We start from the raw sequence: 26,192 nt of genomic DNA, 5'->3' as shown, positions 1-26,192 counted from the left end.
CGCGGCGAGGGTCGTGAGGCCGGATCGACCGGCATATGACATGACAACACCTCAAAGTCCCCGTCCAGCCGCAGTGTCGGGTCACCAGCCCCTCCGGCGCCAGGATGGCCGAAAGGCTGGCCGGCCGATCAGTGTGACGGAGGCTCGAACTGGGAACCGCACCGCTCGAATTTCGGACAGCGGGGGAGGTGAGGTTCGGTCGCTCCGCGCGGTCGTCGGAAGGAAGGACGGGGACGCACGTCCCACAGGCGGAACCGGGTCGACCGCTTCCGCCTGTGGTCATGGCGTGGATCCTTCGCCCGGGCGAGGCGGGCCGCGTCGGTGCCGTCCGCGTCCCGGTGGCTCGCGACCGAGCGCCGACACGGCCGACGCATTTCGGCCGATCTCGTCCGACTTGCTGGTTTCGGCCCCGGGGGACCTCCGCACTGTCCGGATCGCGTCGTTGTAACGTCGGCTCGCTCGCCTCGAGCTGACTATGGATCAGTACGTGCCCCGGGTGCGATCTGGTTCATCGTCAGAAGATCCGGTGGGGCTAAGCTGGGGCCTTCAGCCACGCCCGGAGGTGCCTCAGCCGTGTCGGATTCGTTCGTTCACCTGCACAATCACACCGAGTACTCGATGCTCGACGGTGCGCAGCAGATGAAGCCGATGTTCGAAGAGGTGTCCCGGCAGGGGATGCCGGCCATCGCCATGAGTGACCACGGCAACATGTTCGGCGCCTATGAATTCCAGTCAGTTGCCAAGGGATTCGACGGAGTCAAGCCGATCATCGGCATCGAGGCGTATGTCGCCCCCTCCACGCGGTCGATCCGCAAGCAGGAGTTCTGGGGTCCGGGTGGCCAGCGGGCGATGGGTGACAACGGGGAGGGGTCGAAGGACGTCTCCGGCGGTGGCCGGTTCACCCACATGACAATGTGGGCGGAAAACGTCCAAGGCCTTCGAAACCTCTTCTACCTTTCCACCGAGGCGTCCTACACGGGCCAGTTCCCGTCCGGCAAGCCGCGTATGGACATGGAACTCATCGGTGGACACGCGCAGGGGATCATCGCCACCACCGGATGTCCGTCGGGAGCGATCCAGACCCGTCTGCGTCTGGGGCAGTACGACGAAGCCCGCGCGACCGCCGGCGCCTACCAGGAGATTTTCGGCCGGGACAGCTACTTCCTGGAGTTGATGGACCACGGCCTCTCCATCGAGCGCGATGTGCGGGACGGGCTGCTCCGGCTCGCCAAGGAGCTGAGGATTCCTCTGCTCGCGACCAATGACGCCCACTACGTCCGTCCGACCGATGCGGAGGCCCACGACAACCTCCTGTGCATCGGCGTCGGCAAGAACAAGGACGACCCCAACCGGTTCAAGTTCCAGGGCACCGGCTACTACCTGAAGACGGCGACCGAGATGCGTGAGCTCTTCTCGGAACTGCCGGAGGCGTGCGACAACACCCTGCTGATCGCGGAGCGAATCGGCTCGTACGACGACGTGTTCGACTACGTCGACGAGATGCCGCACTTCCCTGACGTCCCCGAGGGCATGTCGCAGGAGGCCTATCTGCGCCAGGAGGTCCTCAAGGGGCTCGCCATGCGCTACGGCGACCCGATCCCCGATTACGCCATGGAACGGTTCGAGACCGAGATGACCGTCATCGGTCCGATGGGCTTCTCCTCGTACTTCCTCGTCGTCGCGGACATCTGCCGGCACGCACGCGACAACGGCATCCCGGTCGGGCCGGGCCGAGGCTCGGCGACCGGCTCCATCGTCGCCTACGCCACGCGGATCACCGAACTGTGCCCCTTGGAGCACGGGTTGCTGTTCGAACGGTTCCTCAACCCGGAGCGCATCAACCCGCCGGACGTCGACCTCGACTTCGACGACCGCCAGCGTGACCAGATGGTCCGCTACGTCACCGAGAAGTACGGCGACCCGTACACCGCCATGGTCAACACATTCGGCAAGATCAAGGCGAAGAACGCGATCAAGGACTCCTCGCGCATCCTCGGCTACCCGTTCTCCCACGGAGAGCGGATCGTGAAGGCGCTGCCGCCGGACCAGGGCGGAAAGACCATCCCGCTGTCGGGCATCTGGGACTCCTCCCACCCCCGGTACGGCGAAGCCGGCGAGATCCGGGCGCTGTACGAGGGCGACTCCGATGTGAAGAGGGTCATGGACACCGCCAAGGGTGTCGAAGGCCTGATGCGCGGCACCGGTGTGCACGCGGCCGCGGTGATCCTCTCCAAGACCCGCCTGACGGATCGCATTCCCCTGCACATGCGCGCCTCGGACGGCGTGAAGATCACGGGATTCGACTACCCCAGCTGTGAGTCCATGGGGTTGATCAAGATGGACTTCCTGGGACTGCGGAACCTGGGCGTCATCGATCAGGCGATCCAGAACATCCGGGAGAACCGCGGCATCAAACTGGCGACGGTCGATCCGATGGACGGCGACCCGGAGACGGTCGTCATCCCCCTGGACGACGCCAAGACGTACCAGCTTCTGTCGGACGGCAACACCTTCGGTGTGTTCCAGCTCGACGGCGGCGGAATGCGCGCCCTGCTGAAGCTGATGCAGCCCACTCGATTCGAGGACATCGCCGTAGCACTCGCGCTCTACCGGCCCGGGCCGATGGCCGCCAACGCCCACACCAACTACGCGCTGCGGCAGAGTGGCAAGCAGGAGCCCGCACCGATCCACCCGGACCTGAAGGAAGCACTCGACCCGATCCTGGGATCCACCCACCACCTGCTGGTCTATCAAGAGCAGATCATGGCCATCGCCCGACAGCTCGCCGGGTACACGCTGGGCGGCGCCGACATGCTGCGCCGGGCCATGGGCAAGAAGAAGCCCGAGGTCCTGGCCGCCGAGTGGGACAAGTTCTCGGGCGGCATGCGCACGAACGGCTACGCGGAAGAGGCGATCAAAGCCGTCTGGGACGTCATGCTGCCGTTCTCCGGCTATGCGTTCAACAAGTCCCACACCGCAGGCTACGGCTTGGTCTCCGCCTGGACGGCCTACCTCAAGGCCAACTACCCGGCCGAGTACATGGCGGCGCTGCTGACATCGGTCGGGGACGACAAGGACAAGGCCGCCGTCTACCTGGCCGATGCCCGCGCGAACGGAGTCCGGGTCCTCCAACCCGACGTCAACGAGTCGACCGCCGAGTTCACCGCCGTCGGCGACGACGTGCGGTTCGGCATGCGGGCCGTGCGCAACGTCGGCGACGCGGTGATCGAGGCGATCGTCGACGGACGACGCTCCAAGGGCAAGTTCCTCTCATTCGCCGACATGCTGGACAAGTGCGAGCTGCCGGCCCTGAACAAGCGGGCCATCGAGTCGCTGATCAAGGCTGGTGCCTTCGACTCCCTCGGGCACTCCCGGCGCGGTCTGGTCGAGATCCACGAAGCCGCGATCGATTCCGTCGTGCCCGTCAAGAAGGCCGCCTCCTACGGGCAGGACGACCTGTTCGCCGGACTGGGGGGGAGTGAGGACGAAGGCTCCGCGCCCGGGTTCGGTCTCGACTTCTCCGTGGAGGAACAGGAGTGGCCCCGCTCCCAGCTCCTCGCGGTGGAACGGGAGATGCTGGGCCTCTACGTGTCGGCCCATCCCTTGGACGGCGCCGAGCACATCCTCTCCGGAGCCAGGGACACCACGGTCGCCGAACTCCTGGCATCAGGACGTACGAAGGGCGATGTTCAGCTGGCCGGCCTGATCACCGGCGTCCAGCGGAAGATGACCAAGCAGGGCAACAACTGGGCCATCGTCAACTTCGCCGACCGTGACGGGTCCATCGAAGTGCTGTTCTTCCCAGCGGTCTACCAGCTCGTCTCCCACGTGCTGACCGAGGACACCGTCATTTCGGTGAAGGGCAAGATCGAGGACCGTGACGGCACCCTGAACATCTTCGGCAGGGAGCTTTCGGTGCTGGACGTCTCCAGCGCCGAGCACGGTGGCAAGCCTCCGGTGCGCCTGGCGCTGCCCTTCCACCGGGTGTCCGAACAGGCCGTCGCGGATCTGAAGCGCATCCTGCACGCGCATCCCGGCGACAGTCCCGTGCACCTCAGCGTGCGCGGTCCGCAGAAGACGACCGTCTACGCCCTGGCCGCACAGGTCGACGCTTCCTCGCTGGCATCCGATATCAAAGGCACCTTCGGGCCGGATGCCTGGAGCGGTGTGGCATGACGGAGGAGAGCCCGACGACTGCCGCTTTCGCGCTCGTCAGTGACGACGAGTTATGCATCGCCCTCGCCGATGTGCCGGCATGCCTGGCGTGCGGCATTCCAGGGCTGCTGCTGGTCCGCTACCAGCACTCATGGAAGAACCAGAGCGGTGACGACGTGGTCGGGATCCGCGAGACCTTGCTCTGCCCGCAGTGCTCCGCCGGCAACATGGCCGCAGCCGAGTTGATCGCGTTCTTCGCCGTAGAGGAAAGGACGGGTCTCGACAACGTCGATGTCTTCGGTGACATGGTCGCCGCGTGGGTTGAGTCGCTGCGCCGGGCACCCGTCGATGAAGAGCTCCTGACGGCTGAGTACGACCAGTGGCTGCGAGGGGCCCTCTGATCGTCTTCCACCTGCGCGCAGCGGCGTCACCACCACCGCCGCCGCTCTGCGCCACAACACCCGAGACCCGCGACGCCCGCTCGCCCTCCTCGGCCTCATGCGGACACAGAATCAGACATCACGGGATCACGCCGAAGCCCTGGCCGTTCCACCAGTGCGTTCGCTTCGACGGTCCGTCTAAGGTGTATCGCCGTGGACCTCGAAGCAGTGCGCACCTTCGTCGCCGTCGCGGAATCGGGCCAGTTCCAGAAAGCCGCCGCCGACCTGTCGATCACCCAGCAGGCCGTCTCCAAACGCATGGCCACGCTGGAACGCGACCTCGGCGTGCGGCTGTTCACCCGCGCCCCCCGCGGTGCCGAGCTCACCATCGACGGGCAGGCGTTCCTGCCGCACGCGCGTGAGCTGTTGCGCGTCGCCGAGCGCGCGGTCGCGTCCGTGCGCCCCGGTAGCCGTTCGCTGCGCGTCGATGTGATCAACTCGCGCGGCGGGGCGTCGGGCCTGATACGCGGCTTCCACCGCGCGCACCCCGAGATCGACCTCGACGTGGTGATGCTGTTCGACATCGAGACGGCCGTCACCGCCATCCGCTCCGGCGCGATCGACGCGTCCTTCCGCGCCGTCGCCGCGCCCGGCCGGCCCCTGCCCGAGGAGATCGAGTCCGTCCGGGTGCTCGACGAGCCGCTCCAGCTCCTCACCGGCCCCGCCCACGCGCTGGCGGGCGCCCGGTCGGTGACCGTCGCCGAACTGGTCGGGCACCGGATCTGGATGTCCGGCATCGTCCCCGGTACCGAGTGGGGCGCCTACTACGACGACCTCGTCGCCGAGTTCGGCCTCACCATCGAGGCGACCGGGCCCGACTTCGGCTCCGACGCGCTCCTCGACACCATCGCCGACACCCCGGCCCTGGCCACCCTCATGGGCGAGCACACCCGCCTCATCTGGCCCGCCGACCACGGCCTGCGCCGCATCCCGGTGACCGACCCGACGCCCGTCTACCCGCACTCGCTCCTCTGGCACCGCGACAACCCCCACCCGGCGCTGGCCACCCTCCGCGCCCACCTCGCCGCCGCAACGGCCGGCCACGACGCCGCCGGAACCTGGACACCGGACTGGGTGATCCCGCGCTGAAGCCGCCACACCCGGCTGCGCGCCGACGGCTTCGACATCCGGGACGGGGAGGTCGCGTGCAACATCCCGATCTCCCAAGCCCGTTCGCTGACCCCGAGCATCAGCGTCGCCGCCACTCCGATCCCGGCGGGCTGCCCGATCGGGCAGCCCGGATTGCGCCGCCGTCTGCCCGCTGCGCTCTTCCGTCGCGATGCTTCCTGCGGCACGGTCGCTTCCAACTCCCCAGGAGATGCAAGAGATCTCGTTCGAACGGATCCTTCATGCGGCAGACCACCGAGTCCCAACGGAACGCCGGTTCCGACCGCGAACGGGCCGAGCCCCGCGGTACCGGTCGGACGGCCGGTACACGGACGGCCGGCACGGCCGCCGCCGGACGCGGCAGGCCGCTGCGGGCGGGTGCGCCGGGTGCCCTGCAAGGGTCGATCGGGAACGCGGCCGTCGCGCGCATGGTCGAGCGCGAGCGGCACGGGCACGGTGCCGACCCCGGCCACGGCGCCGTGCAGCGCTCCGGGGGCGGCGAGGCGGGCGGGGCCGACGCCGTGCGGGAGGCCGCGAGATCGGCCGGGCGCGGCGGCCACCGGCTGCCGGGCGATGTGCGCCGGACCATGGAGAACGCCTTCGGCGCCAAGCTCGACCACGTCAGGGTCTCGGTCGACGAGCAGGCCGCCGCGGGCATCAACGCCAAGGCGTACACCGTCGGCGACAACATCGTCGTCCAGAGCGCGAGCGTCCTGCGCGACGTCGAGACGATGGCCCACGAGATCCACCACACCACCCAGCGCGACGCCCCCGCCGGCCTCGGCGACCCCGACGACAGGTGGGAGCGCGAGGCGGCCGACGTCGGCGCCAGGGTCGCCCGCGGCGAGCGCGTCCAACGCCGCGCCGCCGACGGCGCGGAGCACGACGGCGCCGGGACGGGCGCCGCGATCCAACGCCGCGTCGGCTTCGAGTTCGAGTCGCAGTGGCGGGTGCGCGACCACGAGAACCTCACCGACGAGGACGAGCAGGCGTACCAGGACGAGGTCGCACGGCGTGACGGCCTCCTCGGTGCGAAGATCCTCATGAACATGGCCCGCAAGCAATACGGCGATCTCCTGGACAGGACCGAACTGACCAGGACCCCCGACGAGCTCCAGAACGAGTGGCTCACGGCCCTGCCGCGGACGGGGCCGACCGACGCCCCTCGGTTTGCGGCCACCGCCGCGGGCCGGGCACGGCTGGAGCGGGCGCAGCAGGAGAAGCCCACCGAGTACGCGAAGCGCGTGGAGGACGCCGCCTACCCGCTGATGGCGAACGGCGAGATCCGGGAGACCCCCATCCGCGGCCGTGACGTCCCCAAGATGGGTGTCGTCGGCCGGGGTGCGGACTACAAGCTCACCTCGGACGTCAGCCCGACGGGCGGCTCGGCCCTGGAATGGGTGACCGAACCGCTCACCACGAAGGACGAACTCCTCCAGGTGATGGGCGAGATCACCCGGGTCTCGGCGGCCCTGGACGCCAGGAAGGACCAGGAGTCCTTCCCGCTCCAGGACGTGGAGCTCGGGGGCTTCACGGCGGACCCCGGGATCACGGTGTTCCCGCTGCGCGGTGAGATCGTCTACGCGCCGCAGATGACCGGCGGTTTCAAGCTCGACGAGCTGCCCCGGCTGCTGAAGTATCTCAGCGTGCCGGCCAAGCGCCCCTGGCACACCTCGGGCTCCTCCTTCGACCGGCGGAAGGAGGCCGGCGAGGACCTGCACGTGGACACCCTCGTCGAGGTCGACCGCGTCCGCCAGCAGGCCGAGAAGCAGGCCAAGGGCCTCGGCAAGGAGGTCACCGGCGGTGAGCCCACGGCCGCGCTGGTCGGACTGACCACGCTGGTCGGCAGCTACCTGGTGTACGGCAGCAAACTGGGGCCCAGGTCGAACTCGAAGTCGATCGCGGGCGGTCTGATGTCCCGCACGTCCTTCGCCCACAACTTCACGCTGCTGCCCCGTCCGTTCCGGATCCACTACCGCGAGCACCCGGAGGAGTTCGCCGCGTTCATCCTGCGGGCGGCCGGCTTCGACCCGACCGATCGGCAGGCCCGGGTGTACCCCGAGACCGTCGAGCACGGGGACGCCGGCGATCGCCGGGAACGGGCGATCCCGCTGACCCGCCACCAGTGGCTGATGGGCATGCCGGCCGGCAAGGACCTGCTGCGGAAGTACACGCACCTGACCGAGGTGGAGAAGGCCGAGGTCACCGAGGAGGACTGGGTGCACATCCACGGCTCCCTCGGCGCGCTGGGTTCGGTGGACGACCAGGTGGGCGGGCTCGGCAAGGAGGAGACCGCCCTGGTGGCCGAGCTGCGCCGGATGAAGGACGAACTGCGCACCCCGAACCTCATGCCGCTCGCGGTCGCGGCCTTCGATCTGGTCCAGCGGTTGAACGAGGGGAAGTCGCTCACGTACCAGAAGGAGAAGCGTTAGCGCCGGCCGTCCGGGGAGTGGGACCGGGCGGTGTCGCCGCTCGGCCGCCGGCCGGGGCGGATTCGGGTGGGGGAGGCGGGAGTTCGCTAGAGTCGGCCCATGAGTGACCACGTGAACCCGCCGTTCGGGAACTTCCCGCTCGCCCGCCTGGCGTTGGACGCCTGTGCCGAACTCGCCGCGCCGGTGGTCGACGCGCTCAAGAACTGGGACGCGCGGGAGGCGGCCCGGTCGGTGGTCTACGTGGACACCGATCCCGAGAAGGCGGACACGGCGGCGTTCTGCGAGGCCTACGACGCTCCGCTGGAGTTCTCCGCGAACTGTGTGGTGGTCGCCGCCAAGCGCGGCGGGGAGGTCACCCTGGCGGCCTGTGTGGTGCTCGCCACCACCCGGCTGGATGTGAACCAGGCCGTCCGGAAGCACCTCGGGGCGCGCAAGGCGTCGTTCGCGCCGATGGACACGGCCGTCGCCGAGACCGGCATGGAGTACGGCGGCATCACCCCCGTCGGGCTTCCCGGTAGCTGGCCGCTGCTGATCGACGCGGCGGTGGCCGCCGCCCCGCACGTGCTGGTGGGCAGCGGGCGGCGCCGGGGGAAGCTGATCCTGCCGGGCGCCGCGCTGGGCCGGCTCCCGGGGGCCGAGGTGATCGAGGGCCTGGCGGGCTGAGAGCCTGGCCGGTCGAGGCTCCGGGCGTCGGTCAGTCGGGTGGCCGGGACAGCCAGCCACGCGACTGGACGGCCATCCCCGCGCTGAACCGGCTGCTCGCGTCGAGCTGTTCGTAGAGCGCCGCGACGATCCGCCGCATGGTGCGGGAGGAGACCCCGATCTCCCGGGCGATCGCCTCGTCCTTGTACCCCAGCCGCATGAGCCGCAGCACCTCGTACTGGCGCCTCGTCGGCTGCCCGGGGCGGGAGGTGGTGGCGCTCTCGGCCGGGCGGGCGCCCTGCCAGCAGAACTCGAAGAGCTGCTCGAAGAGCCGTACCAGATCGGGGCTGCGCACCACGCCCACCGCGGGCTCGGTCCCCTCGTCGTTCCCCAGGGCCGGGACGAGCGCCAGGCTGGAGTCCAGCACGAGGAGGCGGTAGGGCAGGGTGGGGGCGGTGCGGATCTCGGCGCCCGCGGTGCGCAGCGCGTTCAGGTGGGCCCGGCCGCGTGGCACCCGGAGCATCGACTCGCTGTGGATCGTCCGGATCGCCACCCCCCGGCCCAGCGCCTCCTCGCCCCGGCGCTGGTCGGCCGCGAGGAGCGGGGCCGGTAGCGGTGTGCCGGGATACATGCTGAGGATCCGGTTGGTCACCATCGCGGTGGCGTCCTGCAGGAGGACCCGCACGTCCGCCGCGCCCCGGAAGACCTCCACGGCCTGGCTGCCCTGACGGTCGAGCTGCGCGGGCATCGCGTCGGCGTGGAAGCCGGCCAGCTCGCGGTCCAGTTCGCTGACGGTGCTGGCGAGTTCGTGGATGGTCCGACGCGCCGAGTCGAGGATTCTGCCCATCCGCGCCTCGGGTATCAACGGCTCGCGCCGCTCGTGTTGTACCTGCACGCGTCCCCCCAATCCCTCGAGAATCCCGCGCCGCACGCCGTTCGGGCCGGAGGGATTGCCTACGGTCGGGATTCCCTCCGGTACGGACTGCGACCCCATCGTCCGTCAGGACCCCCTCGTCCGGAAGCCCGCATCTCAGCCAGCGGACGCGATCATGCCAGGCGCCGCGCCTCCCCGGCCGCCGGTCGCCGCCGGTCGCCGCAGACCGCGCGGCCCGCGTCGGCCGGGCGAGGCCATGGCCGGAGTGTGCCAATGGCATTTGCTGGACAGGCCCGACGGTCGGCTGATTGCTTTGCGATTGTCGGCGATCAGACCTCTGATCCGGGCCGACCTCCCATTTCCCGAGATCTCCCGCCCCGATCCGAGAACGCGAGAGGACCTATGGGTGTCGAAGAGTTGACCAATCCTCTGCTCGCCAACTTCTGGAACGAGACCCGCCTGCGGTCGAACCTGGCGACCGTCCCCAGCCCGGCCGACGCGCCGGATCCGGGCGTGAGCATCGTCTGGAGGCGGGTCGCCGAGGTCCTCGGGCTGGGGTACGGGGAGCGCTCGGGCGCGGTGATCACCAAGGGGAAGACCCTGATGCGCGCCCGGACGACCCCGTCCGCCGGCGCGCTCTACCCCTTCGAGGTGCTGGTGGCCTTCCGGGGGGCCCACGACTACGTGCTCTACCAGTACGACGTGGCCGGCTGCAGCCTGCGCCGGATGACCGCCGTCGACCGCCGGGAGATCGCCGCCGTGCTGGCGGCCGGCGCGCCGGCGACCGACGAACTGCCCGCCGCCGTGGTGGCCGTGGTGGGCCGACCGTGGCACGCCATGCGCAAGTACGGCCGGCGGGGCTACCTCTACACGCACCTGGACGGCGCCCATGCCGCGACCAACATCGCGCTGGCCGGTGCCGATGCGGGGTTCGCCGCCGTCGTCCGGCTGCGCTTCGACCGCGGCGAGGTCTCCCGGGTGTTCGGGCTGGAGGACCTGTGCCGGGAGCCGCAGGCGCTGGTCACCCTGGACGCCTCGGCGCGGAGCGGGTCGGCGGGCAGCAGGCCCGCGCAGGGCGGGTCGGGCGGCGTCCGGACCGCGAACCCGTTCGCGCTGCCGATCTGGCGGCACGACAGCGGCTCGCACCTGGAGGAGCCGGACCCGTCCGAGCGCGAGGCCTGGGGCCTGGTCAGTCCCGTCAGCACCTACCACCAACCCCGGGCGCTGCCCCTGCGGTTCGGCCGCACCGCGTCGGTGCGGCCGAGCGGCGGACTCCCGGGCGACGCGTCGCCAGGCGGTGCGGTCGACGGGTCCGCTGCGCCGGTGGCCCTGGCCGGGCGGGACGGGGGCCTCCCCGAGGACCTCGGCCCGGTCGTCCTCGGCCGGCAGTCGGCGAAGGGCTTTCTGGCGAAGCCGCTCGACGCCGACGCGCTGGGCCGGGCGCTGGCGGCCGTGCGCGGCGGGGTGACGGTGGACTGCGCGGACGGGCCGCTCGCGGGCCTGCGCCTGCTGGTCCGCAGCGTGGACGGCGTGCCCTCGGGCGCCTACGAGTACGACGCCGAGGGCCACCGCCTGCTGCCGGTCGGCGGTGACGGCGGATCGGAGCAGGCGGTCGTCGCGTCGTGCATGAACCAGGGCGTGGCGGCGAACTGCGCGGTCGTCCTGGCCCTGCACGCCCCGGTGGGCCAACTGCTGGGCGAGCGCGGTCAACAGGGCCTGGCCGAACTCCACTTCCACGCCGCGAGCATCGCGCAGCGGTTGTCCCTCGGGGCCGCCGCACAGGACTTCGGCATCAGCTGCCTCGGCGGGTTCGACGCCGGGCGGATCAGTGACCTGGCCCGGCTGGGGGCCGAGGAGGAGGTCATCTACGTCCTGGTGGCCGGAACGCCCGACGAGAACGCCGTCAAGTGGGACCGGGCGCCGATCGCCTACAGCCACCGGAGCGTGCACAGCCCTCAGAACGTCGACCACAGCCCTCAGCGCACCCGCGGCCCGCAGCAGCCGAGCTGAACGCCGAGCCGAGGCCCGACCACAGGGAGCAGCGTGGATTCCATCGTGAGCAACAGCGTCCTGTCCGCGCATCTGACGGACAGTCACCGTGATCTTCAGGCCCGGGCGGTGGGCTACTTCACCCCGGAGTGGCTCGACAAGTGGCGCACCACCGCCGGCGGGCCGCTCCGCCGGGAGGCCTGGCGGGAGTTGGCGGCGAGCGGCTACCTGGGCGTGTCGGTCCCGCGCGAGCGGGGCGGGCAGGGGTTGGGCCTGCTCGGCTCGCTGGTGCTCGGGGAGGCGCTGGCCGGCGTCCGCGACGGCGGCATCGCCCTCGCGATGCACGTCCAGAACGAGATCGCCTGCGACTGGCTGGTCTCCGCCCGGGATCCCGCGCTGCGGGACCGCTACCTCCCGGGGCTGCTCTCGGGCGAGCTGGTGGCCTGCCAGTGCGACACCGACCCGTCCGCCGAGGAGCCCGCGACCGCGACCACCGAGGGGGCGGGGCTCGTCCTCCGGGGCCGCAAGAAGTTCGTGATCAACGGGGCGACCGCCGACCTGTGCTTCGTCAGCGCCCTCCTCGACGGCGCGCCCGCCATCCTCGCGGTGGAGAAGTCCGCCCCGGGCGTGCGGGTGGCCGAGGTGTACGACAAGTTCGGTACCCGTGCCGTCGATTCGGCCCTGGTGGAGTTCGACGGCGTGCGGCTCTCCATCGACCAGGTGGTGGCGCGCAGCGGGGTCAGCCAGCTGATGCGGTGGAACCGCGTGATGTCGCGGATGCGCCTGCTGATCGCCGCCGACGCCTTCTTCACCCACCGCGCGCTGCTGGAGCACATCACCGGGTACGTCCGCGGCCGTACCCTCGGCGGCCGTCCGCTGGGCGCCTGGCCGGTCAACTCCCATGCGCTGGCCCGTGCCCGGGCCCGCCAGGAGCTGATGGAGGCGGGCATCGCGGACGCCTACCTGCGGGTGACGTCCGGTGGCAGCACGGTGCCCGAGATCGCCGAGCTCAAGTGGTTCTGCGTCGAGAAGGCCAATGAACTGGCCGCGCTCTGCACCGACTTGGAGGGCGGCGCGGGCTACATGTGGGACAGCGTCTCGCTGCGGGCCCACGCCCAGGTGCGCGGCTTCCGGATGTCGGGCGGGAGCCAGACGACGATGCTGACGATCGCCAACCACAGCCTGGCCTGCCGGGCGGAGCTGGAGCTCGACCCCGCCGGCCGCGCCGGCCATGCCGGGGAGGGGGTGCGCCGTGGCTGACGGACGTGCGCTCGGCGAGGTGTTCCTGGCGGCGTGCGCCGAGCACGGCGACCGCCGGGCCGTGGTCGGCGGCGGTGCGGAGCTGACGTACGCCGGCTTCGCCGCCCTGGTCCGCGAGCGGGCCCGGACGCTGGACGCGCTGCTCGGACCCGGCCTGGTCAACGTCGGGCTGTACGCCGCCAACAGAGCGGAGTACCTGGTCTCCTATTACGCCCTGCTGGTCGCCGGGCGGCTGCCCTTCCTCGCCGACGCGAAGTTCGGCGCCGCCGAGCTGGCGGGCATCCGGACGAGCTGCGGCGTCTCCGCCTTCCTCCACGACGGGGCCGGGCCGTTCCCGCTCGAGAACCGGGCGACGGCCGTACCGGGCAGCTCGCTGACCCTGGCCCTGCTGCCCGCGACGGCCACCGGGGCCCCCGCGCCCCGGGCGGCCACCGCGACCTGCCGCTTCACCTCCGGCAGCACGGGCCTGCCGAAGTGCCTGGAGTTCACCGCGCAGGCCGTCGTCTCGGCGGCCCGCACCTGGGTGGCCGGCACCGGGCTCGGCCCGGACGACCGGGTGCTGTGCCTGGCCGGGTTCACCAACGGGCTCGCGTTCAACACCTCGCTGCTGCCGGTCTTCCTGACCGGTGCCGAACTGCACCTCTACCAGGGCGTGCCCACCTCCGGCGGCATCTCGCGCGCCGTCGCCCGCGCGGCGGCGACCCGGCTGGTCGCCTTCCCGCTGGCCTACCGGCTGCTCGCGACCGCGCCCCGGCCGGACCTCGGCGCGTTCGGGACCGTGACCCGGGCCGTCTCCGCGGCGGCGGTGCTCGACCCCGGTGTCCGGCGGGAGTTCGAGGCGCGGTACGGCGTGCGCATCGCCGACTACTACGGTGTCGCCGAGACGGGCCCGTGCACGTACGAACGGGATCCCGGCCGCACCGAGGGGCTGGGCAGCGCGCTGCCGGGCGTCTCGGTCACGGTGGTGGAGCTGCCCACCGGCGAGTCCGAGGTGCGGGTGCGGACGGCCTCGATGGCGGCCGGCTACCTCAACGCGCCGGGGGCGTTCGCACAGCGGCTGGACGCCGACGGCTACTACCGCACCGGCGACCTCGGGCGGCTGGCGGACGGCCGGCTGTTCATCACCGGCCGGCTCGGCGGGCCGATCAACCTGGCCGGCCGGAAGATCGACCCGACCGAGGTGGAACGGATCCTCCTCGCGCTCGACGCGGTGGCCGACGCCGTGGTGTTCGCGGACGCCGACGCCAACGGCGAGACGGTGCTGCACGCCGCGCTGACCGCCGCCGGGCGGATCACCCGGACCGAGGTCCTGGACGCCTGCCGGGCGGACCTCGCGCCCTTCAAGGTGCCCGGACGGGTGACGTTCCTGCCCGCGATCCCCCGGTCGACCGTCGGCAAGGTCCGGGTGACCGAGCTGCGGCGCCTGGTCGCGGACGCCCGGGCCGGCGGAGCCGACGGCCATTCCCCTGAACTGGAGAGCAACGGATGAGCACAGTCAACGACGCCGCCCAGGTCGACCCGGGCCTCCCGGACTTCCCGGACCTGCGCGAGCAGATCGAGCAGATCGTGGAGACGGCCACCGGACGGGTCGTCACCGTCGCCGACCTGCGGGCCGCCGGGGGCGAGCTGGACCGGGCCGGGGTCAACTCCATCGGCTACATCAACCTGTTGGAGGTGCTGGAGCAGCGGTACGGCGTCGTGCTCGACCCCGAGGCCGACCCGGAGCACCTCACCTCGGTCGACTCCATCGTGCGCTTCGTGAGCGCGCGGCTCGCCGAAGGGGGCGGCGCATGAGCCCCGAGCTGCGGGCCCTGCACGGGCTGCTGACCTGCCGCGGCCTCGACCTTCCCGCGGGCGGCGTCGCTTCGGGCGGCATCGCCTCGGGCGGCGTCGAGGAGGCGCTGGACGCGGTCTGGCAGCGGCACCCCTTCGCGCTGGCGGCGGCGCTGACCGAGCACGTCCACGGGGCTCTGCCGCTGCTCGACGCCTTCGACGCCGTCGACGCCCCGGAGGAGGCCGACGGCGTCCGGACCGGCCGACTCACCGCGGCCCTGGGCCTGTTCACGCCGAACGCCCTGTTCAGCCTCGCCGCGCCCACCGTCCGGGCCACCCGCCCGGTCGCCGAGGACGGCGGCCGGGTCGTCCTGCACGGCCGCTACCGGTACGCGACCGAGGACGCCGATCTGTCGGTGGTCGGCGTCGCGCTGGACGGGGAGGCCCGGCTGGCGCTCGTCCGGCACGACGCCCCGGGCGTGCGGCTGCACGGCGCCGGCCGGGCCACGGGCTGGGGCTGGGCGGATCTCGACGGGGTCGCCCTCGCCCCGACGGCCCTCTCCCGGCCCGTCGACTGGTCCCCGACCGGCCGGCCGGCGGCCGTCCTGGACGGCTACGCCTGGGCGTTCGTCCGCCGGGCCCCGGCCTGGCCGGCACGCGTCGTGGCCGACCTGCGCCGGGTGCTGGCGACGACCGGCGAGGGCGTCGAGGCGCTGTCCACCTCGCAGGAGCTGGCCCACGAACTGAGCCGGCTGGAGATCGAGATCTCCCTCGCCGCGACCGCCGCCCGGTTCGGGCCGGGCTTCAAGGCCGGGCAGCCGGGCGGCCAGGCCGCGCTCGCGGTCCTGCTGAGCTGTGTCGACCTGGCCCGCCGGGCGGCCCGGTTGGCGGAGGACCTGGCGACCGAGCTGGGCCTCCCGAACACCCCGGTGGACGCCGCCGACTGGCCCGCCGACGCCGTCCAGGCCCTGTTCGGCGGCCGACGCGTCGTCGAGGGCGAACTGGCCCGGCGGATGGGCCTGATCCCGGCGGAGGCCGCGTCGTGACCGTTCCCGTGGTCGTCTCCGGTCTGACCGGGCGGATGGCGGGCCTCGTCCGCCAGGCCGTCCTCGGCGCCCCGGACCTCGACCTCGCGGCCCGGTTGTCGCTGCGCCCCGGGGCCGGCGGCGGCCCGGGCGAGGGCGGGGCCGGGGACGTGGGCGCCCCGGTGGTGGGCCGGCTCGCGGACGTCAAGGACGCGGCCCCCGTCGTGGTCGACTTCACCGCCGAGGAGGCGACCGCCGACCTGCTCGACCAGGCCCGCTCGGTGCCCTGCGCGCTGGTCATCGGCACCAGTGGCCTCGGCGACCGGCACCACCGGCTGCTGGCGGAGGTGGGGCGGCAGCGGTCCGTCGTCGTGGCGGCCAACTTCAGCCTCGCGCTGCTCGCCGTCACCCGCTTCGTCCGGGACCTGGCCGCGCTGACGGACGAGGGCTGGGACGCGGGCGTCACCGATCTGCACTTCGTCGGCAAGCGCGACCGCCCCAGCGGGACGGCCCGCCACCTGGCCGCGGCCTGGCAGGGCGCCCGCGCTCCGGGGGCGCCCGCCCCGGACATCGCGTCCTTCCGTCTGGGGGACGCCGTCAGCGAGCACCGGCTGGTGGCGGCGGGCTCCGGCGAGCACGTGGAGGTCCTGCACCGGGTGGCGGACCGGCGGGCGTTCCTCCCCGGCGTGCTGCGCGCGATCCGCTACGCGGCCGCCGCCGGGCCCGGGGTGCGCACGCTGGAGGACGTGGTGCACGGCCACGTCGCGGTGCCGTGAGCGGCCTGCGGCTGCTCTGGGCCCCGGTGCGGCCCGGCGCGGCGGCCGAGGCCGTGCGGGCCGGGCGGCTCGGGGCGGGGGAGTCCGGGCTCGGCGGCTTCGTCGGCCAGGCCCGGCAGGACCAGTGGTACGCGGCCCGCCACACGCTCCGGCGCGGCCTGCTCCGGCTCGGCCTGGTCCCCGCCCTGCCGGGCGCGTACCGGCGGATCGGCCTGGCCGATCCGGACGCGGTGCGGCTGGTCAGCTGGGACGGCGTCGCCCTCCGGCCCGCGGTGCAGTTCTCCGTGGCGCACACGGCCGAGCAGGTGGTGGTCGCCGTGCGGTGGGCCGACCCGGCGCCGGCCGACCCGGCGCCGGCGGGCCCGGGCGGCGGGGCCGGACGCGGGGCGCCGGACGGGCTGGGCGTCGACGTGGAGACCGAGTGGTCCACCGCCGAGCGCGGCCTGCACCGGTTCGGCACGGACGCGGAACTCGCCGTGCTGGGCCGGGCCTGCGGATCCGTCCGCCCGCTGCACCTGTGGTGCGTGAAGGAGGCCCTGGCCAAGGCCTCCGGACTCGGGTTCCGGGTGCCGCCCCTGCGCTACCGGCTACGGCCCGGCACCGGCGCACCGCACCGGCTGGCCGTACGGATCGACGACGGGCAGCCGCGCCCCGCCCGGGTCCGGACCGGCACCCGGGTCGCCGCCGACCGGCCGCCGGCCGCCTGGGCCGTGGTGGACCTGCCGGCGCGGTGAACCCCGCCGGTGAACCCCCTCCCGGGGACCCCCTACCGAGGAAGTGGACAGCGAAGATGACCGTGACCGAGGACGCACCGACCACCGGCCTGAGCCGGTTGATCGCCGACCAGGCGGCGGCCCGGCCGGACGCCGTCGCCCTGCTCGCACCCGACCGGAGCCCGCTCGGCTACCGGGCGCTCGCCTACCGGATCGAGGAGATCGGGCGGGCGCTGAACTCCTTCGGCATCGGCCGCCGGCACCGGGTGGCCATCGTGCTCCGCAACGGCCCCGACCTCGCGACGGCCTTCCTGGGCACGGCCTCGTACGCGCAGAGCGCCCCGCTCAACCCCGCGTACCAGCGGCGGGAGTTCGCCTTCTACCTCGACGACATGCGGGCCGACGCCCTCCTGGTCGAGCGCGGCGACGACTCGCCCGCGGTGGAGGTGGCCCGCGAGCGCGGCCTGCGGGTCATCGAGCTGAGCAGCGAACCCGGCACTCCAGCCGGCGAGTTCACGCTCGACTGCGCCGACCTGGGCGGCCCGCTGCGCGCCGTCGAGGGCGGTCCGTCCGGCACCGACGAGACCGCGCTGATCCTGCACACCTCCGGGACGACCGACCGCCCCAAGCTGGTGCCGCTCACCCACGCCAACCTGTGCGTCGCCGCCCGCAACACCGGCGCGGCGTTCGACCTCGGCGAGGGCGACCGCTGCCTCAACGTGATGCCGCTCTTCCACGCCCACGGCCTGACCAGCACCCTGCTGGCGACGCTCGTCCGCGGCGCGGGCATCATCTGCCCCCCGGGCTTCAGCGACACCGGCTTCTTCTCCTGGCTGGAGCAGTTCGACCCCACCTGGTACACGGCGGTGCCGGCCATGCACCAGGCCCTGCTCGCTGTGGCCGACGACCACCGCGACACCCTCGCCGCGGCCCGGCTCCGGTTCATCCGCTCCGCCTCCGCCCCACTGCCGGGCCCGGTGCTCACCGCGTTGGAGACCACGTTCGGGGCCCCGGTCGTCGAGGCGTACGGGATGACCGAGGCCGGCTCGCTGGTGACCAGCAACCCGCTGCCCCCGGGCCGGCGCAAGCCGCGTTCGGTCGGCCTGCCGGTGGGCGGTCCGGTGGTGATCCTGGACAAGGCCGGCCGCGAGGTGCCGACCGGCGAGGCCGGCGAGATCGCCATCCGGGGCGCCAACGTGATGGCCGGTTACGAGGCCAACCCGGAGGCCAACGTCCTTGCCTTCACCGGCGGTTGGCTGCGCACCGGGGACGAGGGGCGGCTGGACGAGGACGGTTACCTGTACGTCGTCGGGCGCAGCAAGGAGATCATCAACCGGGGCGGCTCCAAGGTCGCGCCGGCCGAGGTCGACGACGTCCTCACCGGCCACCCGGCCGTCAAGACGGCCGTGGCCTTCGCGCTGCCCCACCCCACGCTGGGCGAGGACGTGGCGGTGGCCGTCGTCCCGCGCCCGGGAGCGGAGGTGATCGAGCGGGAGCTGCGCGAGTTCGCGGCGGCCCGGCTCGCCGACTTCAAGGTGCCCAGCCGGGTGTTCGTGGTGGACGACGTCCCGCGCAGCGCGACCGGCAAGGTGCAGCGCCTGCGGCTCGCGGAGCTGCTGGCCCCCGCCCCGGCGGCCGCCGCCGCACCGGCCCCGGCCCCGGCCCCGGCCGCGTCCGACGACCCGCTGGAGCAGCGGATCGCCGCCCTCTGGTCCGAGGTGCTCGGCGCCGAGCGGGTCGGCGTCGACGACAACTTCTTCGACCTGGGCGGCAACTCGCTGCTGCTGAGCCGGGTCGCCGTCCGACTGGGCGAGCAACTCGGCCGGGACGTCCCCCTGCTGGAACTGACCATGCGCCCCACGGTGGGCGCCCTTGCCCGGTACCTCGCCGAGGACGGTGGCGGACCGGCGCAGCCCGAGCCCGGCGCCCGGGAGCGGCACGACCGGGGCCGCAACCGGCTGCGCCGACAGCTCGGCCAACAGCGGGCGGGCGCACGGAAGGAGAACGGCTGATGGAGCGCGACCCCGCCGAGGCGGACGGCACGACCGGCCTGGAGATCGCCGTCATCGGACTCGCCTGCCGCTTCCCCGGCGCCTCCGGCCCGGAGCAGTACTGGGAGAACCTGCGCACCGGCACCGAGTCGATCACCTTCTTCTCGCCCGAGGAACTGGCCGCCGCGGGCGTCCCCGAGGCGCTGCGCACCGACCCGGACTACGTGGCGGCGCAGGGCGTCCTGGCGGACGCGGACCTCTTCGACGCGGACTTCTTCGGGGTGAGCCCGAAGGAGGCCGACCTGATGGACCCCCAGCACCGGGTGCTGCTGCGGTGCGCGTGGGAGGCGCTGGAGGACTCCGGCCACGATCCGCGGTCGGTGCCGGGGCAGGTCGGCGTGTACGCGGGCAGCTACTACAACAGTTACGTCGACCACGTGGACGCCCGGATCGACGCCGCCGACCCGGGCGAGGTCTTCGCCCGCAACGTCGCCAACGAGAAGGACTTCCTGGCGACCAGGATCGCCTACAAGCTCGACCTCTCCGGCCCCGCGCTCACCGTCCAGTCGGCCTGTTCCACCTCGCTGGTCGCGGTGCACCTGGCCGGCCAGGCCCTGCTCAGCGGGGCGTGCGACCTCGCGCTGGCGGGCGGCGCCACCGTACGGGCCCACCAGAGGCAGGGCTACCTCCTCCAGCCGGGCGGGATCTTCTCCGCCGACGGGCACTGCCGCCCGTTCGACGCCACGGCGCAGGGCACCGTCGCCGCCAACGGCGCGGGCATGGTCGTGCTCAAGCGGCTGGAGGACGCGCTCGCCGACGGCGACCCGATCCGGGCCGTGATCCGGGGATCTGCGGTCGGCAACGACGGCGCCGAGCGGATCGGCTTCACCGCGCCCGGGGTGGCGGGCCAGGCGCGCGTCATCCGTGCCGCGCTCACCATGGCCGAGGTCGACCCGGCCACCGTCTCGTACGTGGAGGCGCACGGCAGCGGCACCCCGCTCGGCGACCCGATCGAGGTGGAGGCGCTGACCCAGGTGTTCCAGGGCCTCGCGCCGGGCAGCTGCGCGATCGGGGCGGTCAAGGGCAACATCGGCCACACCCACGCCGCGGCCGGCGTCGCCGGGCTGATCAAGACCGTCCTGGCGCTCCAGCACCGGCAGATCCCGCCGAGCCTGCACTTCGACGTCGCCAACCCGGCCATCGACTTCACCGCCGTGCCGTTCCGGGTCAACACCCGGCTGACCGACTGGCGCGCCGACGGCGGGCCGCGCCGGGCCGGCGTCAGCTCCTTCGGCATGGGCGGCACCAACGCCCACGTCGTCCTGGAGGAGGCCCCCGCGCCCGAGCGGCGGCCCATCGGGCGCGCCCGCCGGCTGCTGCCGCTCTCGGCCCGCACCGCCACCGCGCTGGAGACCGCCACGGACCGCCTCGCCGACCGGCTCGACCGCCCTGCCGAGCGCTCGGGCGGCGGCGCTCCGGACCTCGCCGGGGTCGCGCGGACGCTCCAGACCGGTCGGCGCCACTTCGGCCACCGCCGCTTCGTGATCGCCGAGGACGCCGCCGGGACCGCCCGCGCCCTGCGCGAGCGCGACCCGCGCGCCGTCCGCGGCGGCCACCACGACGGATCGCCCCGCAAGGTCGCCCTGGTCTTCCCCGGCCTGGGCGAGCAGCGGGTCGGCATGGGACGCGAGGTCCACGCCGGCGACCCGGTCTTCCGCCGGGAGCTGGACCGCTGCGCCGAGGGGTTCCGGGCGCACCTCGGCGTCGACCTGCGCGACCTGCTGTACCCCGCGGACGCACCGGACGGCGGGACGGGCGGACCCGACCTGCGCCGGATGCTGCGCCGCGGCACCGCCGACGGCCCGCGCGGCGAACTCGACCGCACCCTGTACGCACAGCCGGCGACCTTCGCGGTCGAGTACGCGCTGGCCCGCCTCTGGGAGTCCTGGGGGATCCGGCCGACGGCCCTGGCCGGCTACAGCATCGGCGAGTACGTGGCGGCCCACCTCGCCGGGGTGCTCTCGCTGGACGACGCGCTGCTGCTGGTCGCCCACCGGGCCCGGCTGATCGAGCTACTGCCCGGGGGCGCCATGCTGGCCGTGCCGCTGCCCGAGGAACGGGTCCTCGGCCTGCTGGACGAGCACCTCTCGCTGGCCGCCGTCAACGGGCCCGCCCTGTGCGTGGTCGCCGGGACCGGCGAGGCGGTCGGGGCGCTGGCGGCCCGGCTCGGCGAGGAGGGGATCGCGGCCCGGCCGCTGCGCACCACCCACGCCTTCCACTCGCACCTGATGGACCCGATCGCCGCGGAGTTCGCCGAGCTGGCGGCGGGCGTGCCGCTCCACCCGCCCCGGATCCCGTACATCTCGAACGTCACCGGCGACTGGGCCGACGCCGGCCTGGTCACCGACCCCGGGTACTGGGTGCGGCACCTGCGCCTGCCGGTCCGCTTCGCCGACGGCGTCCGCCGGCTCTGGGAGGAACCCGGGCGGGTGCTGCTGGAGACCGGCCCCGGCCAGTCGCTGACCAGCCTGGCCCTCCAGCTGCGGCCCCCGTCCGCCGCGGCGGGGGTGGCGGTCGCCTCGTTGCCCGGGGAGTTCGACCGGCAGCCGGAGGAGCGGTTCCTGCTCGGTGCCGCCGGCCGGCTCTGGGTCGCCGGCGTGGACCTGGACTGGTCCGCCGTCAGCGGCGGCAACGACGCGCCCCGGGTGGCGCTGCCGACGTACCCGTTCGAGGAGAACCGGCACTGGATCGATCCGGCACCCCGCACCCCCGCCCGGCCCGCGCCGTCCCTGGCGAAGAAGGCGGACCTGGCGGACTGGTTCCACACGCCGGTCTGGGAGTCGGCGCCGCCCCGGCCGGTGCCCGGTGGCACGGATCAGCCCCGGTCCTGGCTGCTGTTCACCGACGACGAGGGCGTGGGCGAGGCGCTCGCCGCCCGGCTCGTGGCGGACGGCCACCGCGCCGTCACGGTACGGGCGGGCACCGGCTGGCGCGAACTCCCGGACGGTTCCTACGAGATCGCGCCCGGCAGCCTCGCCGACCACCAGCGCCTGGTGGCGCGGATCGGCCCCGACGGCGGCCTGCCCGACCGGGTGGTGCACCTGTGGTCGGTCGGCCCGCGCCGGTCGGCGGCGCAGACGCTGGAGCGGGGCTTCCACAGCCTGCTGTGGCTCAACCGGGCGGCGGCCGACCACGCCCCCGGCGCGCCGCTGGACATCTCGGTGGTCTCCAGCGACGCCTTCGCGGTGCTCGGGACGGAGCCGGTCGCCCCGGAGAAGGCCACCGTCACCGGGCCCTGCCTGGTGCTGCCGCTGGAACAGCCCGGCACGCTCTGCCGGGCCGTCGACCTCTCGCTGCCGGCCGGTCGGAGCTGGTCCCCGGCCGACGGCGAGCAGCTGTACGAGGAACTGCTCGACCCGTCGTCAGGGCCGCTGACCGCGCTGCGCGGCCGGCGCCGCTGGCGGCGCGCGCACCGGCCGGTGCGGGTGGAGGCCGCGCCGGGCGCCCGCACCCCGCTGCGCGAGGGCGGCGTCTACCTGATCACCGGCGGCTTCGGCGGCATCGGCCTCTCGCTCGCCCGCCACTTCGCCACGGCCGCGCGGGCGCGACTGGTCCTGGTCGGCCGCAGCCCGCTGCCGCCCCGGGAGGACTGGGCGGGCCTGCTCGCCGACAGCCCGGCGCCCGGCGAGCCCGCGCCGGACGGTCGGACGGTCGAGCGGATCCGGGCCGTCCTGGAGCTGGAGCGGCTCGGCGCGCAGGTGCTGGCCGCGGCCGCCGACGTGGCCGACTCCGCCGCCATGCACCGGGTCGCCGACCAGGCGCTGGAGCGGTTCGGATCCGTCGACGGGATCGTGCACGCCGCCGGGGTGCCGGCCGCCGGGCTCGCCCAGCTCAAGACGGCCGAGGCCGCGGCCCGGGTGCTCGACCCCAAGGTCCACGGCGGCCTGGTGGTCGACGCGCTGGCCCGCCGGCTGTCGCCCGACTTCACCGTCCACTGCTCGTCCAGCCTCGCGCTGACCGGCGGCGTCGGACAGGTCGACTACGTCGCCGCCAACGCCTTCCTCGACGCCCTGGCGCAGCACGCAGAGGCGACCGGCGGCCCGTACACCGTGTCGGTCGACTGGGACGGCTGGCAGGAGGTCGGCATGGCCTTCCGCACCGTCGGCGCCGCCGACCCGGGCGACGCGGACGGGAACCGGACCGGCCCGGTCGACCACCCGCTGCTGGACGCCTGCCTGCGGGACGACGAGAGCGCCGCGGTGTACTCCGTCTCCCTCGCCGTGGCCACGTCCTGGCTGATCGACGAGCACCGCATGGCGGGCAACGCGGTGGTGCCGGGCACCGGCCACCTGGAGCTCGCCCGGGCCGTCCACGAGCACCAGAGCGGCGACGCCCGGGCCGTGCTGAGCGAGGTCACCTTCCTGTCCCCGGTGGTCGTGGGCGAGGACCAGCGCCGGGAGCTGCGGGTCGTCCTGGAGAAGCGGCACACCCCGGCGCGCTTCGCGGTGGTGAGCCGCCCGGCCGGTGCCGCCGGGGACGGGCGGGCCGAGGAGGAGGGCTGGCAGGTGCACGTGACCGGCGCGGTCGGTCCGGTGCCGGACGGCACCGCCCCGCCGCGGCGGCACGACATCGCGGAGCTGATCTCCGCGGCCGGCATGCGCGACCTGGGCGCCGTCACCCACACCGGGCCGATGGGCTTCGGCCCGCGCTCCCGCTGCCTGCGCCGGGTGCACCTGGGCGAGACGGAGGCGCTGGCGGAGCTGGAACTCCCGGAGGAGTTCGCCGCGGACCTGGAGCGGATCGCGCTCCACCCCTCGCTGCTCGACCTGGGCGCCGGCTTCCACGGGATGAACCTCGCCGAGGAGTTCCGGATCCCGCTCGGCTACGGGAGCCTCACGTTGCTCGCGCCGCTGCCGCGCCGCGTCGTCAGCCACCACCGCTTCCGGGCGGCGGACCGGCGCGGCAAGGAGACCTTCACCGCGGACTTCACGCTGATGGACGCGTCCGGCCAAGAGGTCGCGCGCGTCGAGGACTTCGTGCTCAAGCGGGTCACCGACCTGGAGACCAGGCTGACGGCGCTGCGGGACGGCACCTCCTCCGAGGTCGCCGCCTACCGCTTCCCGCCCGCGGCCCCCCGGCGCGGCGGGCCCGGCCCGCTGCGGGAGCACCTCGACCAGGGCATCCGGCCGGAGGAGGGCGTCGAGGCGCTGCTGCGCCTGCTCGGCGCGGGCCTCGGCCCGCAGGTCGCCGTGGTCGCCAAGGACCTGGACGCGGTGTTCGCCGACATCCACCGGCACCGCGTCGGCGCTCCGCCGGACGGCCGGTCGGATGATCCGTCGGGCGGCGGTCCGCAGGCGGGCGCTGCCGCGGCGCACGGCGTCCACCCGCGTCCGGGCGTCTCCACCGCGTACGCGGAGCCCGGGGACGAGACGGAGGCGGCCCTGACGGCCCTGTGGGCGGAACTGCTCGGCCTGGAACGGGTCGGCGTGCACGACGACTTCTTCGAACTCGGCGGGCACTCCCTGCTCGGGCTCCAGCTCTCGGCCCGGATCCGGCGGCGGTTCGGCGTCCACCTGCCGCTGAACACCCTCTTCGAATCGCTGACCGTGGCGGAGCTGGCCGCCGCGCTCCGGAAGCGGCCGGGCACCACCCCGGACGGCGCCACCCCGGACGGCGCCCCCAGTGACACCGCCCCGAACGACGACACCACCCCCAGCGACACCACCCCGGACGACGGAACCGAGAAGCGGAGTACGGCACATGTCTGAGATCCACACGGTCGGCGTGGTCGGCGCCGGCGTCATGGGCACCGGCTTGGCACAGGCGCTCGCCCAGACCGGCCATCGGGTCCTCCTCGTCGACCGGACCGAGGAGATCCTCGCGGCCGCCGAGCGCACGATCCGCGAGGGCCTGCGGTTCGCGCGGCTGCTGGGCGCGAAGCGACCGGCCCGGCCGGCGGACGACCGGCCCACGGAGGACCGGGAGACCGTCCTCAAGCGCATCACCCTCACCACCGGGTACGAGGGCTTCGAGGAGGCCGACTTCGTGATCGAGAACATCACGGAGGACTGGGGCCTCAAGCAGGGCGTCTACCGGCGCCTGGACGCCGTCTGCCCGCCGCGCGCCGTGTTCGCGGCCAACACCTCCGTCATCCCGATCACCCGGATCGGTGCGGCGACCTCCCGCCCGGCCCAGGTGCTCGGCATGCACTTCATGAACCCGGTGCCGCTCAAGCCGGTGGTGGAGATGATCCGCGGCCACCACACCTCCGCCGAGACGGTGGCGACCGCCCGCACCCTGCTCGCCCAACTCGGCAAGGAGGGGATCCTGGTGGAGGACTCGCCCGGGTTCGTGACCAACCGGGTCCTGATGCTCACCGTGAACGAGGCCGTCTACCTCGTCCACGAGGGGGTGGCGGGAGCGGCCGAGGTCGACCGGATCTTCAAGACCTGCTTCGGCCACACCATGGGCCCCCTGGAGACCGCCGACCTGATCGGCCTGGACACCATCCTGCAGTCCGTCGAGGGCCTGTACGCGGCCTTCAGCGACAGCAAGTACCGCCCCTGCCCGCTGCTCGTCCGGATGGTCGACGCCGGGCTGCTCGGGCGCAAGAGCGGCCAGGGCTTCTACGACTACGCCACCACGGCCGCCTGACCGGCCCCCACCTGGCTCACCCGGTCCACCCGGTCCACCCGATGGTTCACCCGATCGAGAAGAAGGAACCACGCGCCATGACGACGGCCGACCACAAGCCGCAGATCTTCGCCTTCCTCGCCCGCTACTTCGGTGAGCACCGGCTCGCCGAGGACGAGGACATGTTCGCCACCGGATTCGTCAATTCGCTCTTCGTCATGCAGCTCGTGCTGTTCGTCGAGGGCGAGTTCGACATCACGGTCGAGGACGAGGACCTGGAGATCCGCAACTTCAACACCGTGCGGGCCGTCGACGCGCTCGTCACCCGCAAGCTCGCCGTGGGTGCCGCCGACCGGCGCCCGTGACCACCGCTCAGGCAAGG

17 protein-coding genes are annotated in these 26,192 nt (G+C 73.3%); 16 read left to right on the top strand and 1 reads right to left on the bottom strand.

Annotated features, from left to right (window positions below):
- Nucleotides 1-573: 573 nt before the first annotated feature.
- The 5 genes from dnaE to ACIO5E_RS37130 all read left to right on the top strand — a co-directional run bounded on the left by dnaE (nt 574) and on the right by ACIO5E_RS37130 (nt 8,797).
- Nucleotides 574-4,176: a DNA polymerase III subunit alpha gene (gene dnaE, locus ACIO5E_RS37150; protein WP_400676624.1), complete on the top strand. Its 3,603-nt coding sequence runs from the start codon at nt 574-576 to the stop codon at nt 4,174-4,176.
- Nucleotides 4,173-4,556 (top strand): DUF6300 family protein, encoded by a 384-nt coding sequence (locus ACIO5E_RS37145; RefSeq protein WP_400676564.1) that lies wholly within the window; start codon nt 4,173-4,175, stop codon nt 4,554-4,556. The genes dnaE and ACIO5E_RS37145 overlap by 4 nt, the downstream gene beginning before the upstream one ends.
- A 192-nt stretch (nt 4,557-4,748) precedes the next feature.
- Entirely contained in the window at nt 4,749-5,684 is a 936-nt protein-coding gene (locus ACIO5E_RS37140; RefSeq protein WP_400676562.1) for a LysR family transcriptional regulator, read from the top strand.
- 260 nt (nt 5,685-5,944) lie between these two features.
- Nucleotides 5,945-8,134, top strand: a complete 2,190-nt coding sequence (locus ACIO5E_RS37135; protein WP_400676560.1) for a DUF4157 domain-containing protein — start codon at nt 5,945-5,947, stop codon at nt 8,132-8,134.
- A 99-nt stretch (nt 8,135-8,233) separates the two neighbouring features.
- Nucleotides 8,234-8,797, top strand: a complete 564-nt coding sequence (locus ACIO5E_RS37130) for a YbaK/EbsC family protein (RefSeq protein ID WP_400676558.1) — start codon at nt 8,234-8,236, stop codon at nt 8,795-8,797.
- Between the two features lie 31 nt (nt 8,798-8,828).
- Here the strand turns inward: ACIO5E_RS37130 and ACIO5E_RS37125 are convergent, their stop codons facing one another.
- Entirely contained in the window at nt 8,829-9,671 is an 843-nt protein-coding gene (locus ACIO5E_RS37125) for a response regulator transcription factor (RefSeq protein WP_400676556.1), read from the bottom strand.
- Between the two features lie 396 nt (nt 9,672-10,067).
- Here ACIO5E_RS37125 and ACIO5E_RS37120 point away from each other — a divergent pair, with 396 nt between their 5' ends.
- From ACIO5E_RS37120 to ACIO5E_RS37070, 11 genes are all read left to right on the top strand, one after another.
- Entirely contained in the window at nt 10,068-11,660 is a 1,593-nt protein-coding gene (locus ACIO5E_RS37120; protein WP_400676554.1) for a nitroreductase family protein, read from the top strand.
- 45 nt (nt 11,661-11,705) lie between these two features.
- Entirely contained in the window at nt 11,706-12,899 is a 1,194-nt protein-coding gene (locus ACIO5E_RS37115) for an acyl-CoA dehydrogenase family protein (protein WP_400676552.1), read from the top strand.
- Nucleotides 12,892-14,388: a class I adenylate-forming enzyme family protein gene (locus ACIO5E_RS37110; RefSeq protein WP_400676550.1), complete on the top strand. Its 1,497-nt coding sequence runs from the start codon at nt 12,892-12,894 to the stop codon at nt 14,386-14,388. The genes ACIO5E_RS37115 and ACIO5E_RS37110 overlap by 8 nt, the downstream gene beginning before the upstream one ends.
- Nucleotides 14,385-14,693 carry a phosphopantetheine-binding protein gene (locus ACIO5E_RS37105; RefSeq protein ID WP_400676548.1) on the top strand — a complete coding sequence of 103 codons (309 nt, stop codon included), beginning with the start codon at nt 14,385-14,387 and terminating at the stop codon, nt 14,691-14,693. The genes ACIO5E_RS37110 and ACIO5E_RS37105 overlap by 4 nt, the downstream gene beginning before the upstream one ends.
- Complete coding sequence (locus tag ACIO5E_RS37100; RefSeq protein WP_400676546.1) at nt 14,690-15,718, top strand: hypothetical protein; 1,029 nt, start codon at nt 14,690-14,692, stop codon at nt 15,716-15,718. Before ACIO5E_RS37105 ends, ACIO5E_RS37100 begins: the two co-directional genes overlap by 4 nt.
- A complete protein-coding gene (locus ACIO5E_RS37095; protein ID WP_400676544.1) occupies nt 15,715-16,473 on the top strand; it encodes a 4-hydroxy-tetrahydrodipicolinate reductase in 759 nt (252 codons plus the stop codon). The genes ACIO5E_RS37100 and ACIO5E_RS37095 overlap by 4 nt, the downstream gene beginning before the upstream one ends.
- On the top strand, nt 16,470-17,207 hold the full coding sequence (locus ACIO5E_RS37090; protein WP_400676543.1) for a 4'-phosphopantetheinyl transferase superfamily protein: 738 nt from the start codon (nt 16,470-16,472) through the stop codon (nt 17,205-17,207). Before ACIO5E_RS37095 ends, ACIO5E_RS37090 begins: the two co-directional genes overlap by 4 nt.
- A 56-nt stretch (nt 17,208-17,263) precedes the next feature.
- A complete protein-coding gene (locus ACIO5E_RS37085; RefSeq protein WP_400676542.1) occupies nt 17,264-19,198 on the top strand; it encodes an AMP-binding protein in 1,935 nt (644 codons plus the stop codon).
- Complete coding sequence (locus tag ACIO5E_RS37080; RefSeq protein ID WP_400676541.1) at nt 19,198-24,945, top strand: SDR family NAD(P)-dependent oxidoreductase; 5,748 nt, start codon at nt 19,198-19,200, stop codon at nt 24,943-24,945. The genes ACIO5E_RS37085 and ACIO5E_RS37080 overlap by 1 nt, the downstream gene beginning before the upstream one ends.
- Complete coding sequence (locus ACIO5E_RS37075; RefSeq protein WP_400676540.1) at nt 24,938-25,831, top strand: 3-hydroxyacyl-CoA dehydrogenase family protein; 894 nt, start codon at nt 24,938-24,940, stop codon at nt 25,829-25,831. Before ACIO5E_RS37080 ends, ACIO5E_RS37075 begins: the two co-directional genes overlap by 8 nt.
- Nucleotides 25,832-25,908: 77 nt before the next feature.
- Nucleotides 25,909-26,175, top strand: coding sequence for an acyl carrier protein (locus tag ACIO5E_RS37070; RefSeq protein ID WP_280680428.1), 267 nt, complete (start codon nt 25,909-25,911; stop codon nt 26,173-26,175).
- The last annotated feature ends 17 nt before the right edge of the window (nt 26,176-26,192 follow it).

It is taken from the genome of Kitasatospora sp. NPDC087314, assembly GCF_044744365.1.
GTDB lineage: Bacteria > Actinomycetota > Actinomycetes > Streptomycetales > Streptomycetaceae > Kitasatospora.
The sequence above is the reverse complement of the archived record's forward strand: the minus strand, read 5'-3'. Positions and strand labels throughout refer to the sequence as shown.